The sequence below is a fragment of the Pseudoalteromonas sp. DL2-H2.2 genome, from assembly GCF_021532535.1.
GTDB lineage: Bacteria > Pseudomonadota > Gammaproteobacteria > Enterobacterales > Alteromonadaceae > Pseudoalteromonas > Pseudoalteromonas rubra_A.
Window position 1 is genome coordinate 157,409 of record NZ_JAKGBD010000007.1, and the last position, 15,916, is coordinate 173,324.

Below are 15,916 nucleotides of genomic sequence, written 5' to 3' on the forward strand. Positions count from 1 at the left end.
AGCTAACACCCCTGCTCTTTATGCACATTTAAAGTAGAGTTTTTAATATCGGACATTTTATTGTTCACTGTATAACAGGCTGTCTCTGTCTGCCTTGCCATGACGGGTTGACTCGACTTTGAGCGGATGCTCAATTTGCTTCCAGGCTGTGACTTTACCACCCTGGTTAAGGTTTGGCATTGGCTTAGTTGAGTTTGTGTCTATACCCACAAAATCGCTCAATTGTTGCAGGCTGTGCGGGTGCGACACATCCAATATCAAATACTCAATCTGGCTTGTGTCTAAAAATCGCAGTAATTTTTGACGATGGCGCTGGTAGATGTCTGTCAGGTAGTGATCACACGCGATATTATCAGCACTCAAGTTGGCAAAAGTATCAAAGTAGCAGCGTTTTAAAGTGTCGTTGAATCCGCCCTGCTGAGTCTCTAGCCTGGGTAGCATGCGGGTGAGCAAACGCCTGACAGATGGGACCCAGCTTTCCATGGCTCTGTCCAGATATATAAAGCGGCTGTTCGGATATAAAGTAGCGAGTTGTTCGTAGTCATTAAAAACTGGTGTGTCTGCAATCACCTGCGCTTGCGATAGCGCTTCACGTGTGTAAGCTGTATGTGCTGTTTTAAACCCAAACTCGAGAAATGCAGCACATACGCTGGTAGTACCGGTTCTTGGCAAGCCGGCAATAAAGATTTTTTCCATTAAACAAAATAACAATAAAGATTAATAATAGACAGCGCCAGTAATGATAAAAAGCTCAGTGCCATTCCCATCACACGCAGCTTAAGATTAGCCATGTTCAGCGCAAATGAATGCAAAATACGGCCGACTAAATAGGTGCCGCCGGTGAGGTACAACCAAATTGCCTCACCGCCCTGAAATTCCAGCGCAAACAAGAGAATTAACAACAGCGGCGTGTATTCCATAAAGTTGGCATGGGCGCGGATCGCCCGCTCTAACGCGGGATGACCACCGTCTCCGAGCGCAACCTGATGTTTATGGCGTAAACCTATGATATCAAAGCTGAGTTTGATATAAAAAAGGGTAAATATGGCAGCAAAAAATCCTGTTATCATGGCGCAGACCTACTTGTAAGTATTATAAGTAGGTCCAGTATAGAGAGTTTACTCGATAAAATACACTGCATACACTTCGGCAGTCAGTGTTGTATCTCCGGTATTATAAGCCTGGCTGACATCCATCGCTTCTGCGGCCATCATTTTGCCACGGGCATAAGGCTGCATAGGTACGTTCATCGGTGAAAATGACACAGAGTATAGTCGGCCCAAGTCAACATCAAAGTCATCGGCTAGTTCTTTGGCGGCCGCTTTGGCTTCTTCAATGGCTGACTTTTTAAGCTTTTTCATATATGCAGCTTTGTCTTCAACAACGAACTCAGTGTTATTAAACTGATTGATACCACTGTCTACAAAAGCCTGAAGCAGATTAGGGTATTCTGAAAGGTCTTTGAGTTTTACCGTCAGGCTGCGGCTTACTCTGAAACCGTCGAACTCTTCTTCGTTAGTGGTGCGGTTGTAGCGTGTCTGGCGGTGTACATTTAGCTGCTCGGCATGGATATCGTTGCTTTTAATGTTAAAGTCTTGCGCAATTTGGATTGCCTTTGCCATTATCTGATCAACGTTAGATTTGGCATCCGGTAATGACTTGTGTTTTTCAGTTATCGCGACACGAATAATGGCTGCATCAGGCTGCACTTCCATTGACGACATGCCCTTTACATACAAATGTGGACCCTCGGGTAAACTGCCTGCTTGTGCGCAGGTACTGATCGCAAAAATTGCAGCGGCTAAAAGTGAGCGCATGGACGCCTCCTTACTCTGTTGGAATAGGATGATGTGATTATGAATTATAAAACCACAAGAGATGCGCCAATTAAAGCACAAGTTTGTTAATCAATGCTGAATGTTAAACGCTTTGTGTAAAGCGCGCAGTATGAAGGGCTCTTCTTGTTTAAAAAACAGCCCCGTATGCGCGGTGATGATCGCCTGCTGTAGATCTGGCCTTTGCAGCGCAGCTTGCAACAGATCAATCGCTCGCTTTCCCTCGTTCGATTGAGCACAAGCGATATAGCCAAAAATGGTCAACCCAGCTTCTTCTATTGCGTGAAAGCTGTAGCCATTAAGGGCCTGTGCCGAAGGATGTTCATTAATAAATACCGAGCTGTATTCAATGATCCCATCCAGCTTGCCCTGACTCAGCATCGTTCTGAGGCGATAAGCGCTTTGGTTCCCCTCTGCAACCCAAAATGCATTGCGGTTAGCTGTAATAAAATTGTCAATCTCGAGGCCATATGAGCGCCCTTCGGACACACCTATGTTGAACCCCATCCTGAGCGCAGTTCCCAGTGAAATGGTATCGGGAATATTTGGCTGGTTTTTGAGGATCAGGCGATTAGCCGGAAAAGACATTAGCGGATAGGCGGTGAACAACGCCATCGCTTCGCGTTCAGGTGTCTTAACCTTGTTGTACAAGCAGGCGTTTGGGTTACGTACTAATTCGCGCCATTCCCTTTCGCGGCTGGCGGGCATAAAATCCAGGGTTACTTTGCCCTGAAGAGTTTGTTCGATTTTTAGTAGTAACTGGGTTGCCAAGTCGGCGGGCGCTTGTTTAGAGTCAGGAGAGTAATCAGAGATAATGTCTATGTGTATCGGTTCACTTTTTACGGTTACCGAGCAGAGACATACAATAAGTAAGATGGCGTAGCGCATTCAGTTCACCTACATCGAACATCAATGCAAAGCCGGTTTTGCTGGATTCCTGCTGCATAGCAAAGTGAGGTCGGATCTGCACAGATTCTCTACAGTGCTCCGTGCACAGCCCAACGCTGAGCGAACAGCGTTGAGATCAAGTGTGGCGCAAAAATCACAATTGCGCCACACTGTTTATACTACTGAGTTATACGCTACAGCGTTTATAGTTACGATACTCAGGTAACCAGTAGTTCTTCTCAATTGCTGCCCAGATCAGATTTTCAGGCATTTCCAGCGCAACGCCCTCTTCCATTGCTTTTTTAGCAACGGCATAAGCAATGCGCTTGCTCAGTGGCTCAATTTCAACCAATGAAGGGAGTAAGCTGCCTTTACCGGTGTTAGCCCATGGCGAAGACTCAGCAAGTGTTTCACTGGCGACCATCAGCATAGATTCGGTAATGCGTGACGCTTTGGCTGCCAACACGCCCAGACCAATGCCCGGGAAGATGTAACTGTTATTACACTGCGGAATGGTGTAGGTTTGACCATCGAACTCAACCGGCTCGAATGGGCTACCGGTTGCCACGATTGCCTGGCCCTGGGTCCATTCAATTACATCTTTTGGATGTGCTTCGACCTGACGAGAAGGGTTACTCAATGGAAAGATAATTGGACGCTCACAGCCTGAGTGCATTGCCTTAATAACCTGCTCGGTAAACAGCCCTGGCTGACCCGACACGCCAATCAGAATGTCAGGCTGCGCACAATGCATCACGTCTAGTAACGAAGCAAATTCGCCACTGAAGCTCCAGGCTTCTAGCGCTGATTTTGACTGAACTAAGGCTGCCTGGAAGTCACGTAACCCTTCCATACCTTCAGTCAGCAGGCCATAGCGGTCAACCATAAAGATCTGGCTACGCGCTTGTTGATCAGAAATGCCTTCGGAGACCATTTGCGCTATGATCTGCTCTGCAATACCACATCCGGCAGAGCCTGCACCGACAAACACCACTTTTTGTTCAGACAGTTTAGTGCCTTTAACACGGCACGCGGCTAACAGTGAGCCCACAGTCACAGAGGCAGTACCCTGAATATCATCGTTAAAGCAACAGATCTCGTCACGGTAGCGGCTCAGTAATGGCATAGCGTTAGGCTGTGCGAAATCTTCAAACTGTAGCAACACATTCGGCCAGCGGCGTTTGACCGCTTTGATGAATAAGTCCAGGAACTCGTCATACTCTTCCTGAGAAATACGCTTGTGACGCGCGCCCATATACATAGGGTCGTTGAGTAGTTTTTCGTTGTTTGTACCTACATCAAGCATCACAGGTAAAGTGTAGGCTGGGCTGATCCCGCCGCAGACGGTATACAGCGCGAGTTTACCGATTGGAATACCCATGCCGCCGATCCCCTGATCGCCCAGGCCCAAAATACGCTCGCCATCGGTCACAACGATAACCTTGACCTTGCTTTTGGTTGCATTGCGCAAAATATCATCGATTTGATGACGTTCTTCATACGAAATAAACAAACCGCGCGAACTACGATAGATATCTGAAAACTTTTCACACGCATCACCCACTGTTGGGGTGTAAATGATTGGCATCATTTCTTCAAGGTGGTCGCGTACCAGGCGGTAATACAGGGTTTCGTTGTTGTCCTGAATAGCACGCAGATAAATATGCTTGTTAAGGTTGTCGTTGAAACTAGAGAACTGTTGATAGCAGCGTTCGACTTGCTCTTCAATAGTTTCAAAGCGTGGCGGTACGAGACCTGTCAGGTTAAAGTTCTCGCGCTCGCGCTGACTAAATGCACTGCCCTTATTTAATAGCGGCGTTTCTAAAAGCGTAGGGCCAGAGTATGGAATGTAGAGATAATTGGGATCGGATTGTTTAGTCATATTTACAAGCTGTGACTCGTTAATTTAAGTACAAGGGATTATTATTGCGCAAATGCATTAAAATTCAATGAATTTTAAGCATGTCAGACCAATAAAAAACGGCTCTGCTGAGACATGGTCAATGCGTAAACAGAGCCGTACATTATACGTTATTTAGTGAATGAGCGCCAAGGTTACTCGCTGGATTCACCCATTGCAGCCCCTTCCCTGCGCGGATCGGCGCCCCCGACTAACAGATCATCTTTCACCTCGATGGCGTGAATACCGGAGTTCAGATCTCTGACCCTGACGGTATGACCTTTGGCTTCCAAAACTGGCTTTAATTTTGCGATCTCGGTGCCCTTTTCAAGCGTGGTGTATTGGTTTCGATTTGTCACCCTTGGCAAGTCAATCGCCTGCTGTGGTGATAGTCCCCAGTCGAGTACGCCAATGATGGTTTGTGCAACATAATTAATGATCCGACTGCCACCCGGAGAGCCAACCACCAATTTGAGTGAGCCATCTTTATTAAATACCATCACCGGCGACATCGAGCTGCGCGGCCGCTTGTGTGCCTCAACCCGGTTGGCAACCCACAAGTCCCCCACTTTTGGTGACAGCGAAAAGTCAGTCAGCTGATTGTTTAACAGATAGCCGTTCACCATCACGGTTGAGCCAAAAGCCATCTCGATAGAGGACGTCATCGAAACCGCGTTGCCATCGGCATCAACAATAGAAAGATGCGTGGTTGAGGGTAATTCATAGCTGTCGTCCATGGCGTATGCCAAAGTGCCTTTGCTGGGATCGCCAATGGGCACCTCTTTGTTGTCCTTGTCTGTGATGAGCTTGGCCCGCTGTTTCAGATAAGCTGGGTTGAGTAAGCCTTGTGTGGGTACTTCAACAAAGTCAGGATCGGCAATGTAATAGTTGCGATCGGCAAATGCCAGGCGCGAAGCCTGAGTGAATAAATGAATCGCCTGCGGATCATTCGGTTGATATTGACTGAGCTTTTTACCTTCCAGTAGTTTTAAGATCTGCAGCACGGCAATCCCGCCACTGCTGGGCGGTGCCATTGAACACACACGGTAGCTGTGATAGCTGGTACAAATGGGCGCGCGCTCTTTGCTGTGGTAATTTTTGAGATCGGACAATGACAACACACCTGGCGCGATGGCGGCTTTTTGCACTGCGCGCACTATATCATCGGCATTTTTACCTTCATAAAAGCCCTTCAGGCCAAACTCGGCGATTTCGCGGTAGAGCTTGGCCAGCTCCGGGTTACGCAGTAGCGTGCCGGTTTCGAGTGGTTTACCATCAGGATAAAAGTACTCTTTGGCCGGGGATAGCTTAGTCAGACCCGGGTTGAGCTCCTTTTCTAACAGCATATGTAGGCGGGGCGACACATTAAAACCCTTCTCGGCCAACTCGATTGCAGGCTTAAACAGATGACGCCACTTGAGCTTGCCATATTTATCATGTGCCTGTTTTAACGCATGAAGTATCCCGGGTGTGCCCACAGAGCGACCCCCTACAACCGCCTCAATCCAGCGAACCGGCTTGCCTTCTTTGTCTAGAAATAATGACGGGGTTGCGTCTTTCGGTGCCGTTTCACGACCATCAAAAGTGGTGAGGTATTCGTTTTCTTTATCATAATGCAGAATAAACGCACCGCCCCCAATGCCTGAGGATTGAGGCTCAACCAGGGTCAGCACCAGCTGAGCGGCAATGGCAGCATCGATGGCACTACCGCCTTGTTGTAGCATCAACTGCCCGGCTTTACTGGCATGGGCATTGGCTGCAACCACCATGTACTTTTTAGCCGTTTTCTCTTTTTTTAGCTGCAATCCGGTCGCGGCTTCGGGCTCTCTGACTTCTCTGGTGTTGTTGTCTAATGCTGAAGAAGTGAATGGTAATGCGGCGCCGAGCGCCAGTGTGGCAAGTGATAGGCGATATTTCATAGAGTCTGGAAATTCTTCTGATAGATGATTGGCATCATAAAAGTAAACAGGCACAATATGCAAAAAAATTCTAAGAAATATTATGTTTGATCTGCCGTTAGCGCCTCGCTACCTTCTGCCACCTGCAATTTTGATTGTTCTTTGTGCGGTACTTATGCTGCCACCTGTCCAGGCATTACTCACCTTCAACCGTGAGCTGATTGACCAGGGCGAATTTTGGCGGATCCTGACCAGCCAGTATGTTCATACCAACTGGACGCACTGGCTACTGAATGTGGTCGGCGTGGTGTTTATCTGGGTGTTACATGCAGAATACCGCTCGCCAAAAACTTATGCGGTTCATCTGCTGCTGCTTGGGTTGTGGACAGGTCTGGGCATCTGGCTTTTTTGTCCGGATATCCGTATTTATACTGGCCTCAGTGGCTTACTTCATGGCGTAATAGTCTGGGGAGCAATAAAAGATATTAAAGTGGGAGAAAGAACTGGTGTGCTGCTCTTTTTGGGTATTCTCGGTAAACTCGCCTGGGAGCAATATGCCGGCCCCAGCGATGAAGTCGGTCAGTTAATTTCATCCCGCGTTGCGATTGAATCACATTTAATTGGTGCTATTGGCGGTGTGATGCTGGCCCTGCCCTTGCTGTGGCAAAAGAAATAGTGCTTAAAAAGGCGCAGCTGCTGTGCGCTGCGCCATCTTTAAATTACAGGTTTTCTTTGAACAGTTTATAAATACGACGGTATTGGTCCAGCCAGCTTGAAGGCTGCACAAAGCCATGCGGCTCTACCGGATAAATTGCCGTTTCATAATTTTCTTTCTCAAGCTCTATCAACCTTTGCACCAGCCGAACCACATCCTGGAAAAACACATTGTCATCGATCATAGGCGCATTGATCAGCATAGGTTTGTTCAGGCCTTCGGCAAAGTAAATGGGTGAGCTGCGACGATACGCAATGGGATCATCCGCCGGGCGGTTCAGGATATTGGAGGTGTAAGTATCGTTATAATACGCCCAGTCAGTGACAGGTCTGAGTGCTGCGCCGGCCTGAAATAGTTCAGGCTGAGTAAACAGCGCCATAAAGGTCATAAAGCCACCATAAGAACCGCCATACGTACCCACTGCACCTCTGTCGACGTTGACGTTTTCAACCATCCAGTTCACGCCATCGGCCAAATCTTCAATTTCAGGTTTACCCATGTGGCGGTAAATGGCAGTACGCCAGTCTCGTCCATATCCTTTAGATGCGCGATAGTCCATATCCATGACCACGTAGCCTTCACTGGCGAGCAGAGAATGGAACATAAACTCGCGGAAATAAACGGACCACCCCATATGTGAGTTTTGTAAGTAGCCCGCACCATGATTGAAAATCACCGCTTTGCGTGTCTTACCTTGCTCACCTTCCTGATAATCGGCCGGATAGTAAACCTTGGCATAAATTGGTTGGTCGGTATGACTGGATGGCACAGCGACAACTTTGGGAGTGATGAGCTTTTTGCTCAGGAATGCCTCAGAGACGGTATGGGTGATCTGTTTGGCTACACTATCCGGCTTTGCATCGGCAATAAACAATTCCGGTGGCATGGCTATTTTTGAATGCGTCAGCAAGAGTTTGCTTTCATCCGGGCTTAGCACATAATCCGTCATACCATTGAGGTTGGTCAGCGTTTCCAGTTCACCTGATTGCACATTCACACGGTATATCTCATAGACACCCGGATGCTTTATATTCGCCTTAAAATAGATAGCGCTATCATCTTTGGTCAGCGTCAGCTCAGACACTTCGTATTTTCCTGAGGTCAGCTGAGTCGCCTTATCTTTCAGTGGCTTGGTATATAAATGGCTGTAGCCAGATTCTTCAGACAGGTAATACAGCGTATCTTCATGGTTGAGCCAGCCAAAGTCATTGTGGGTGTAGTTAACCCAGGCCTTATCGTGCAGGCGATGCTGCGATACCAGCTTATTGTTAGCAAAGTCAACGGTTGCAATCCAGCGGTCTTTATTGTCCCAGGCCTCAACCATCACTGCGACTTGAGAACCTTGTGCGTTCCACTGGATGGCAGACTGATCCCAGGCCCAGTCAAGGATCAGTGCAATGTGACGTGGTGACTTTTTGCTGGTGTAAGTTTTACCCTGGGCACGGGCGTTTTCGCTTTTTACCTCGGCCAGTACATCTTCATCAAAACCCGGCAAGCTCTGGTAGCTCAAAGCGTGTTGCCCTTTGGTATTCAGGTCAATGAATATCAGCGTGTGCTCAATGGGTTTGTTGTCTGCCACACGACTACGCGCTTTAACGGGGTCAATATTGCCATCTTGCGTAACGTAATTAGGCATGATGTCTTGTGCGCTTCGCTCAGGCACGTCTTTGGTGGTGGCAACAATGAGTTTATCACCCGCTGGCGATAAGCTGGTCTCGACGATACGCTGACCCTCACCCAGGTAAAACAGGTTTTCGTCGAGCGTATCATTTTGCGCAATCAGCGCCTCTTTTCGGCTTTGCGCGTCTTTGGCATTCTTATGCTGAAGTGCAACATAACCAATGAGCTTGTGTTGCTCCTTAGCAAGATAACTCTGTGGCTCAGTGACGCCTTGTGGCGCGTTTGCCGTGATGAGCTTAGCAAGCTCTGTAGTCAGGCCTGACGTCAGATCAATGGCATAAAAGGTATTGTCTGCAATGTAGGCAAGCTGCCCGTTGGTCAAAAACTGCAGTTGCTCGGCTTTTTTGCTGGAACGTGTCAGCTGGGTGACCTGGTTGGTGGTGATATCTTTGACAAATACATTGCCTGAAAAGAGGTAGGCTTGAAGCTTGCCATCGCGCGAATAAACCGCATCACCTGCACCTATCTGGTGCTGGTTCGATAAGGCGATTTGCTCAAGCCCTTTCTCACCATAGCTGAAAGTGTCTCTTAGTTTACTTCCCACTTGTTTTTGCTTAAACAACACAGTTTGACTATCGGCGCTCCAAAAAGCGCCTTCCGGTTTTCTGCCAAGCCAGTCGGGATGAGCCATTGCCTGTTCGAGCGTGATGCTTTCAGTTCCTGTCGCTTCAGAGCTGGCCATGACGGCTGGGGGGACTGTTTCGTATGCTGTTGATTTATTATTACTTGTTTGAGTGACCTGACAACCAGCCAGAAATAACGCTGATGCCACGGCGAGAGAAGTAAGAGATTGTTTCATTTTATGAATTATCTAAATTTGCTATTGAGTGCTAATTTAAGCAAATGAATACAGATAATTCGAACAATTTTAGACAAATGACCAGTTTGAGCGATTATTGCGAAAAAAAGGCCAGTAAAGATACTGGCCAAATACTCTCTGCGCTCACATAGTCGTTGATGGACAACGAGTATGAAATGAGGCCTATCCACGCCTCATAAAAGTAGACCTGTGGTCGCCTGAATAAGTTCCAAAAAAATTCATTTTTTTTATTTTTTTTGTAATCTGCTGATCTGCATGCCGGTAACTCCCTGAACCATTGAGGTTACAGCGCTATCAGGCCGTCCAATATCAGTAACAGCATTACACCACTGACGATAAACCAGAGCACAGTTGCCATTGCAAATGGTCGCCAGCCACTTTGACGCAACATGGTCATGGATACACCGCTGCCGATCAGAAACAAGCTGGCAACCAGCACTGACTTAGCGCCGCTGTAAAATACAGACCAGACGCCTTGATACTCGGGCAACCAGGTATTGATAGTAGCAGCCGCAACAAAACCAACAATGAACAAAGGGATACTGGCTCTTTCACTAGAGCGCGAGAATACCCCTGCCATGGCCGCATAAGGCACTATCCACATCGCTCGGGTGAGTTTAATGGTGGTCGCCATTGCCAACGCGGTCGGTCCGTATATCGCAGCCGCTGCAACAACGCTGCTGGTATCGTGAATCGCAAGCGCACTCCAAATCGCAAATTGACTTTCGGTAAGTGAAAAGTAATGGCCCAGCCAGGGAAAAATGAGTAGGCCCAGCGCATTTAAGGCAAAGACGACACTCAGGGAAATCGCGATTTCATCCTGTTTTGCTTTGATCACAGGCGCCATGGCAGCAATCGCACTGCCACCGCAAATAGCGGTACCAAATGAGATGAGCGTGCCGGTATTGCGATTGAGACGAAACACCTGACTGAGGATTTCACCCAGCCCAATTGTCGCTGTGATACTGACAACGGTTAACACCACAGAGCTGCTGCCAACAGCCAGGACATCTTCGATATTGACGTTAAACCCCAAGCCTATCACGGCGATCTTTAACAGCCATTTTGATACGGTGTTGGAAAGATCAGTCACAGGATTCCCTAATACAAGCGCAAATCCAAGGCCGATAAATAGTGCCAAAGACGCACTGGCAAAAGGCGAAAGTGTAAATAAAAAGGCAAACAGAAATAAGGCTTTGTGAAGACCTGGTCGTTCTAATAACATAATATACCAATTTCACTTAATACTTGGTCAATTTGAAGGAGCAAATATGACGCTAACGGTGTTAAAAATTTCTCATTTAGAACAACTAAATAGCAAAATCTTTGCCTAGTTATCGAACATATTTTCTCGCCTCAAAATAGAACACTTAATTAAGCAAATTGGTATTAGCGCCCGTACGCGGTCATCAGATAAAATGACGCCGGGTAAACCCGGCGTCGGCAATCCTTAATTGAGGATCAATGCATGACTGGTTTGGGCAATGCCTGGATAGGCATCTTCCGGGAGTATTTCCGCCAGTTCCGCAAGGCGCTCACCCAGTTCATGTAAGCTACTTGCTGAGACATTGATATGACCCATCTTTCGTCCAGGTTTAGCCGCTTTACCATACCAGTGACTGGTAACACCGTTCACACTTAATACCTCGGTAGGAATACTCGCCTGTCCCAACACATTGATCATAGCTGTTGGTCTGACAAGGCTGGTATCACCTATGGGTAAACCCGCAACTGCACGCATGTGGTTTTCAAACTGACTGACATGACAACCCTGTTGCGTCCAGTGGCCAGAATTGTGCACGCGCGGCGCAATTTCATTGACCAGTAAAGTGCCGTCGACATCAAAAAACTCTATCGCAAGTACACCAACATAATCCAGCTCGCTGGCAATGGCCGAGAAAGCCGTTTCTGCCTGAGCCTGAATTGTTGATTTTTCCTTACCCGCAACAGATAGCGTCAGTACGCCATTGGTGTGCTGGTTTTCAGTTAGCGGGTAGATGCGGCATTGGCCGTGATGGTCTCGCACGCCAATAATAGACACTTCTCTGTCGAACGGGATCATCTGCTCCGCGATAATAGCGTGAGGCGTGGTGTCGGTACCGGCAGCCAGAAACTCAGACATTTCCTGCCAGATGGCATCCATTTCATCGTCATGCTTGACGCGCCACTGGCCTTTACCGTCATACCCTGCCTGACAGGTTTTAACCACAAGTGGCTTGCCGAGTTTGTCGATAGCGTCCAGAAAATGCGGCTTTTCGGTGATCAGGGCATAAGGCGCACAGGCCACCTGAGCCTTTTCAAGCAGCGCTTTTTCTTTGCCGCGGTCGCCGCCGGTTAAGATGGCTTCTGCGCCGGGATAAAACTTGCCGGTTTGCTGGCACACAGCTAACACGTCAGCCGGAATATGTTCAAATTCCGCAGTGATCGCATCTACATTCGCAATGGCTTGCTCTAGTGTGGCTGAGTGCGCTTCAAAAGTAACCGGATTAATTACTTGCTGGGTGGCAACATCGTAGGCTGAAACCTGGATATCTAAGTGCGTGGCCGACAAGCTCATCATGCGAGCTAACTGGCCTGCGCCTAAAACTAATACTTTCATTACTACTCTGCTGGGTTAGGGTTAGCCAGAACGGTTTCAGTTTGCGCCTTGCGGAAGGCTTCAACCTTTTCAAAAATTTCACTTTGCTGACAGCCCAAAATTTGTGCAGCCAGTAGGCCTGCATTTGCGGCACCAGCATCACCAATTGCCAGTGTACCGACAGCAACCCCTTTAGGCATTTGACAGATAGACAACAAGGAGTCTACGCCATTAAGTGTTTTAGATTTAACAGGCACGCCCAATACAGGCAAGCTGGTAAACGCTGCGGCCATACCCGGTAAATGAGCAGCACCGCCGGCGCCGGCGATAATCACTTTAATACCACGCTCAGCGGCTGAGGATGCGTAGTCAGCGAGCAATTGAGGTGTACGGTGTGCAGAAACGACTTTTGTTTCGTACTCGATACCGAACTTATCCAACATTTCTGCTGCGTGTTGCATTGTAGGCCAATCGGACTTAGAGCCCATAATGATGCCAACCGTCATAATTATTCCTCAGTTTAAATTGAACGATTTAGGCGCAGTTTTTTGGGGTATGCGCCAACTTCAGGCGTATTATACCCAAGTGGCGCGGCAAAGCGAATCGACATTTCTGCTAGAGCAGTTTAACCGGGGATGTTATTTGTCACGGCAATATCAGATTGACTGCTACGGGCTTTGCGCCAGTGAGAGAAAAATGCCTCGGGTCCCAAAATAAAAAACAGGATTGCCAGTCCGCCTGGCAGCAGAACGGCTTTGAGTACAGGGCCAAGCACATAACTATAAAAAACGATGAATGGAATAAACAAAACATAACCTAAGAATCGCTGCAACATATCGCCTCCTTAATATATTTGAGCGCGCTCATATTTTTAATTGAGCGCGCTCAAATGTCAATAAATATTGTTATAGCAGCTACTCATACTGATATGATAAAGGCTAACACTCTTTCTTAATCAGTCAGTTAAACGCAAGCATATGGCAACTGAAATATGACGGGCTATGTTAAGGCGACTTCTTATCGTGATATAATGCTGAAAACGGTTAGGCTGGAAACCAATGAAAAAGAGTGAAAAAACCAAGCAGCTGATCCTGGATGAAAGCTGGCAACTGTTTGTCGAAAACGGCTACAAAGACACCTCTACCCGTCAGATAGCGACTGCCGCTGGCATTGCGGTGGGTACTGTCTTCAGCCATTTTCCCAATAAAATTGATATTCTCAAAACGGCCATGCATCAACGCATAGATGTGGTGATTGAACAAGCAAGCAGTGCTGATCAACACCACTCCGCACGGCTTAAGTTACGTCACTATGCAGGCTACCTGTTTTCGTTCTACTTGCAGCACAGAGAGTTTAGCCAGGCACTGCTGAGTGATTTACTGTGGCACCAAGCCTATTTTTCCGAGCAGATTGAGATGTTTAAACAACGCCTGTTCGCTGAACAAGCGTATGACGACACAAAAGCGACGGTTATGATGGACTGTTACTTTATGACACTCATACAAGGTCTGTCTGACCCTATTTCCTGCAAAGAAAGCATGTTGCGAGTTCTCACTAATAAGTTGACTTTGTTATATTAAATATTATGTATGATGTGTTCTTTATATACCTAAAGAAAAGGCAGAACTTTCGTGTGTTCTGCCTGCTTACATTAACTGTTTAGCTGTGTTTAACCGATAGTTCTGACGTGACGGTATCCGGTGTTTCAAGATGCCAGATGCTGCCTGGCTCATTAGCCATTGCTCTGCGTTTAACATGACCTGACAGCCACCAAAACACAACGGCAAATGCCAATGCAATCACCTCTACCATCAAAGTCCCTACACTATTTGGAAACCATAAATTAACCGCAGGAACTAAGCCTGCCAGTACAGAAGTAACAGGTATCAATACACACAGCAGTGCCAGAACCTTCAAGGAGTTTATGGCTGTTTTTGCCGGCCCGTATACAAACGCACTTATCATTACGCAGCTAAAACTTGCGTAGTAAACAAACATATATGCCTGATTGATATTCACAGGAAGCAGTGTTAGCCATTTGCTACTGGCAAACGTAGCCGCTATCCCTGTCAATGCGCCCAAACAAACACCTACGGTCAGCGCGCCCATAATGCGATAGGCCCTGCGCTGTTGTATACCCTTCTGACGTCTTTTTTCAAGCCAAAGTATATTACCTGAATAAAACAAACAGGCACCTGCAAGGCCCATCACAAAGTAAACCCAGCGCATCAGATCGCCGCCATAGCTACCAAAATGTAATCCAAAGAAGCTCGACACCAGTCGCGCCCAAACGGTTTGTTCCGGGTGAGCCACACTGGAGGACACCACTTCTAGTGTATAAGGATTAATAAACATAAAATCATGAAGCGCGCCTCTGGCTACTTCACCTTCATTAACCACATCTATAGTCGCAAACGCAGAAGGCTTATTCAGGTTGCTTAGCTTAATCTGAGCCACCTGATAACCCGGTGCATGCGACTGCGCTAAAGCCACCAGTTCACTGACTTTTGGCAAATCAGCAATGTTACGCTCTATTTTTGATGGCGGATTACGTGGGAACAGCGGTTTATCGCCATACACTTGCGCCAAAGTACCATAAAGCAGGTCGTGAAAAGCGAATACACAAACAGTCAACGCAATAACAATATGAAAAGGCAGGCTGGCTATCCCTAATAAATTATGTCCATCCAGCCAAAAGCGCTTTCTTTCACCCTGATCACGGACCGCCATAAACCGCTTGACCAAGGTTGGGAGCAAAAAGATCACACCAGATACCAGTGCCAGGAAGTATAGACCGGCTGCAATACCAAGGACAAAGACACCTGACTGTGTATGGCCTATTTCACCGCCAATACCTGCGGTGCGATGCAACATGTCCAACAGCTCCGATAAGCGGTTAACGGGCACCTGCTCAGCGACCAGCTGGTCATTTTCATCTAAAGTTGCATGCCAGCGTATATCATCTAGCCTTAACCCGCGCGGCGATCCCTGCTCATACCAGCTCACAGGTGACAGCGCGTCATTAAAATGCAAGATCACATTATCACTGGCTTTAGGGTGTGACGCCAATACCGTATCCAACAACGCATCATAACGCTCCGTGTCTATACTGGCCATTTGATGCTTGTTGGGTGTAGCCCAGCGGTCAATTTCAGGTGCAAACATAGTCAGGGCACCGGCAAAGAAACCGATAAACAGGAGCAGACTAGATGTTATTCCGGTCCAGGTGTGTAAGCTTTGGTAGGTTTTCAGAATATCCGCTCTGACTTTCATAACAGCCCCCTTAAAATTGCTAAAACGCCATAACCTACCGCACTTGCAGACAATAAGCAGAACCAAGCCTGAGCCCCCGTTCTGAACAGGTAAGTAAAACTAATTATAAGTAACCAAATTGGTACACTCAGCCACATATTAAACTGAGTTTTCCACAACAACTCTGTACCACTCAAAGACGAGTTAAGCCCGGAAGGACCAAACCAGGCAAACAAGCCAATGATAGAAAAACTCAGCAAGGCGCCGCCAATCAGTCCGGCCAGCGTTTTACTAAGCCAGTCAGCTTGTATCGGAGTATAGTTTTTCATTCCCTACCTCTGTCTATTAAC

15 protein-coding genes are annotated in these 15,916 nt (G+C 47.4%); 2 read left to right on the forward strand and 13 right to left on the reverse strand.

What is annotated here, in order from left to right; all coding sequences use genetic code 11:
* Positions 1-57: 57 nt before the first annotated feature.
* From L1285_RS13775 to ggt, 6 genes are all read right to left on the reverse strand, one after another.
* Positions 58-696 (reverse strand): sulfotransferase, encoded by a 639-nt coding sequence (locus tag L1285_RS13775; protein ID WP_235412792.1) that lies wholly within the window; start codon positions 694-696, stop codon positions 58-60.
* Positions 696-1,070: an MAPEG family protein gene (locus tag L1285_RS13780; RefSeq protein WP_235412793.1), complete on the reverse strand. Its 375-nt coding sequence runs from the start codon at positions 1,068-1,070 to the stop codon at positions 696-698. The genes L1285_RS13775 and L1285_RS13780 overlap by 1 nt, the downstream gene beginning before the upstream one ends.
* Positions 1,071-1,118: 48 nt before the next feature.
* Positions 1,119-1,817 carry an SIMPL domain-containing protein gene (locus L1285_RS13785; RefSeq protein ID WP_235412794.1) on the reverse strand — a complete coding sequence of 233 codons (699 nt, stop codon included), beginning with the start codon at positions 1,815-1,817 and terminating at the stop codon, positions 1,119-1,121.
* A gap of 90 nt (positions 1,818-1,907) precedes the next feature.
* Positions 1,908-2,723 carry an ABC transporter substrate-binding protein gene (locus L1285_RS13790; RefSeq protein ID WP_235412795.1) on the reverse strand — a complete coding sequence of 272 codons (816 nt, stop codon included), beginning with the start codon at positions 2,721-2,723 and terminating at the stop codon, positions 1,908-1,910.
* A 187-nt stretch (positions 2,724-2,910) separates the two neighbouring features.
* A complete protein-coding gene (locus tag L1285_RS13795; protein ID WP_235412796.1) occupies positions 2,911-4,605 on the reverse strand; it encodes an NAD-dependent malic enzyme in 1,695 nt (564 codons plus the stop codon).
* Positions 4,606-4,778: 173 nt separating this feature from the next.
* Positions 4,779-6,542 carry a gamma-glutamyltransferase gene (gene ggt, locus L1285_RS13800; protein WP_235412797.1) on the reverse strand — a complete coding sequence of 588 codons (1,764 nt, stop codon included), beginning with the start codon at positions 6,540-6,542 and terminating at the stop codon, positions 4,779-4,781.
* Between the two features lie 82 nt (positions 6,543-6,624).
* Between ggt and rrtA the strand changes: the two genes are divergently transcribed.
* Positions 6,625-7,197, forward strand: coding sequence for a rhombosortase (gene rrtA / locus L1285_RS13805; RefSeq protein ID WP_235412798.1), 573 nt, complete (start codon positions 6,625-6,627; stop codon positions 7,195-7,197).
* A 43-nt stretch (positions 7,198-7,240) separates the two neighbouring features.
* Here the strand turns inward: rrtA and L1285_RS13810 are convergent, their stop codons facing one another.
* The 5 genes from L1285_RS13810 to L1285_RS13830 form a co-directional block, all read right to left on the reverse strand.
* On the reverse strand, positions 7,241-9,715 hold the full coding sequence (locus tag L1285_RS13810) for a S9 family peptidase (protein WP_235412799.1): 2,475 nt from the start codon (positions 9,713-9,715) through the stop codon (positions 7,241-7,243).
* A gap of 304 nt (positions 9,716-10,019) precedes the next feature.
* A complete protein-coding gene (locus L1285_RS13815; RefSeq protein WP_235412800.1) occupies positions 10,020-10,961 on the reverse strand; it encodes a YeiH family protein in 942 nt (313 codons plus the stop codon).
* A 225-nt stretch (positions 10,962-11,186) separates the two neighbouring features.
* Complete coding sequence (locus tag L1285_RS13820; protein WP_235412801.1) at positions 11,187-12,335, reverse strand: 5-(carboxyamino)imidazole ribonucleotide synthase; 1,149 nt, start codon at positions 12,333-12,335, stop codon at positions 11,187-11,189.
* Positions 12,336-12,337: 2 nt separating this feature from the next.
* Positions 12,338-12,820 carry a 5-(carboxyamino)imidazole ribonucleotide mutase gene (gene purE / locus L1285_RS13825; RefSeq protein ID WP_046004439.1) on the reverse strand — a complete coding sequence of 161 codons (483 nt, stop codon included), beginning with the start codon at positions 12,818-12,820 and terminating at the stop codon, positions 12,338-12,340.
* A gap of 119 nt (positions 12,821-12,939) precedes the next feature.
* Positions 12,940-13,149: a hypothetical protein gene (locus L1285_RS13830; RefSeq protein WP_235412802.1), complete on the reverse strand. Its 210-nt coding sequence runs from the start codon at positions 13,147-13,149 to the stop codon at positions 12,940-12,942.
* Positions 13,150-13,372: 223 nt separating this feature from the next.
* Between L1285_RS13830 and L1285_RS13835 the strand changes: the two genes are divergently transcribed.
* Positions 13,373-13,894, forward strand: a complete 522-nt coding sequence (locus L1285_RS13835; RefSeq protein WP_235412803.1) for a TetR/AcrR family transcriptional regulator — start codon at positions 13,373-13,375, stop codon at positions 13,892-13,894.
* 79 nt (positions 13,895-13,973) lie between these two features.
* Here the strand turns inward: L1285_RS13835 and L1285_RS13840 are convergent, their stop codons facing one another.
* Both L1285_RS13840 and L1285_RS13845 read right to left on the reverse strand, forming a co-directional pair.
* On the reverse strand, positions 13,974-15,587 hold the full coding sequence (locus L1285_RS13840; protein ID WP_235412804.1) for a PepSY-associated TM helix domain-containing protein: 1,614 nt from the start codon (positions 15,585-15,587) through the stop codon (positions 13,974-13,976).
* Positions 15,584-15,895, reverse strand: a complete 312-nt coding sequence (locus L1285_RS13845) for a hypothetical protein (RefSeq protein WP_046004443.1) — start codon at positions 15,893-15,895, stop codon at positions 15,584-15,586. Before L1285_RS13845 ends, L1285_RS13840 begins: the two co-directional genes overlap by 4 nt.
* Positions 15,896-15,916: the final 21 nt, after the last annotated feature.

Excerpts from the sequence above, each read along its gene's own strand:
- L1285_RS13840 (WP_235412804.1), bottom strand. The coding sequence starts at position 15,587 with ATGAAAGTCAGAGCGGATATTCTGAAAACCTACCAAAGCTTACACACC.
- L1285_RS13835 (WP_235412803.1), top strand. The coding sequence starts at position 13,373 with ATGAAAAAGAGTGAAAAAACCAAGCAGCTGATCCTGGATGAAAGCTGG.
- L1285_RS13790 (WP_235412795.1), bottom strand. The coding sequence starts at position 2,723 with ATGCGCTACGCCATCTTACTTATTGTATGTCTCTGCTCGGTAACCGTA.
- ggt (WP_235412797.1), bottom strand. The coding sequence starts at position 6,542 with ATGAAATATCGCCTATCACTTGCCACACTGGCGCTCGGCGCCGCATTA.
- L1285_RS13830 (WP_235412802.1), bottom strand. The coding sequence starts at position 13,149 with ATGTTGCAGCGATTCTTAGGTTATGTTTTGTTTATTCCATTCATCGTT.
- L1285_RS13845 (WP_046004443.1), bottom strand. The coding sequence starts at position 15,895 with ATGAAAAACTATACTCCGATACAAGCTGACTGGCTTAGTAAAACGCTG.
- L1285_RS13795 (WP_235412796.1), bottom strand. The coding sequence starts at position 4,605 with ATGACTAAACAATCCGATCCCAATTATCTCTACATTCCATACTCTGGC.
- L1285_RS13775 (WP_235412792.1), bottom strand. The coding sequence starts at position 696 with ATGGAAAAAATCTTTATTGCCGGCTTGCCAAGAACCGGTACTACCAGC.
- L1285_RS13785 (WP_235412794.1), bottom strand. The coding sequence starts at position 1,817 with ATGCGCTCACTTTTAGCCGCTGCAATTTTTGCGATCAGTACCTGCGCA.
- L1285_RS13810 (WP_235412799.1), bottom strand. The coding sequence starts at position 9,715 with ATGAAACAATCTCTTACTTCTCTCGCCGTGGCATCAGCGTTATTTCTG.
- purE (WP_046004439.1), bottom strand. The coding sequence starts at position 12,820 with ATGACGGTTGGCATCATTATGGGCTCTAAGTCCGATTGGCCTACAATG.
- rrtA (WP_235412798.1), top strand. The coding sequence starts at position 6,625 with ATGTTTGATCTGCCGTTAGCGCCTCGCTACCTTCTGCCACCTGCAATT.
- L1285_RS13820 (WP_235412801.1), bottom strand. The coding sequence starts at position 12,335 with ATGAAAGTATTAGTTTTAGGCGCAGGCCAGTTAGCTCGCATGATGAGC.
- L1285_RS13780 (WP_235412793.1), bottom strand. The coding sequence starts at position 1,070 with ATGATAACAGGATTTTTTGCTGCCATATTTACCCTTTTTTATATCAAA.
- L1285_RS13815 (WP_235412800.1), bottom strand. The coding sequence starts at position 10,961 with ATGTTATTAGAACGACCAGGTCTTCACAAAGCCTTATTTCTGTTTGCC.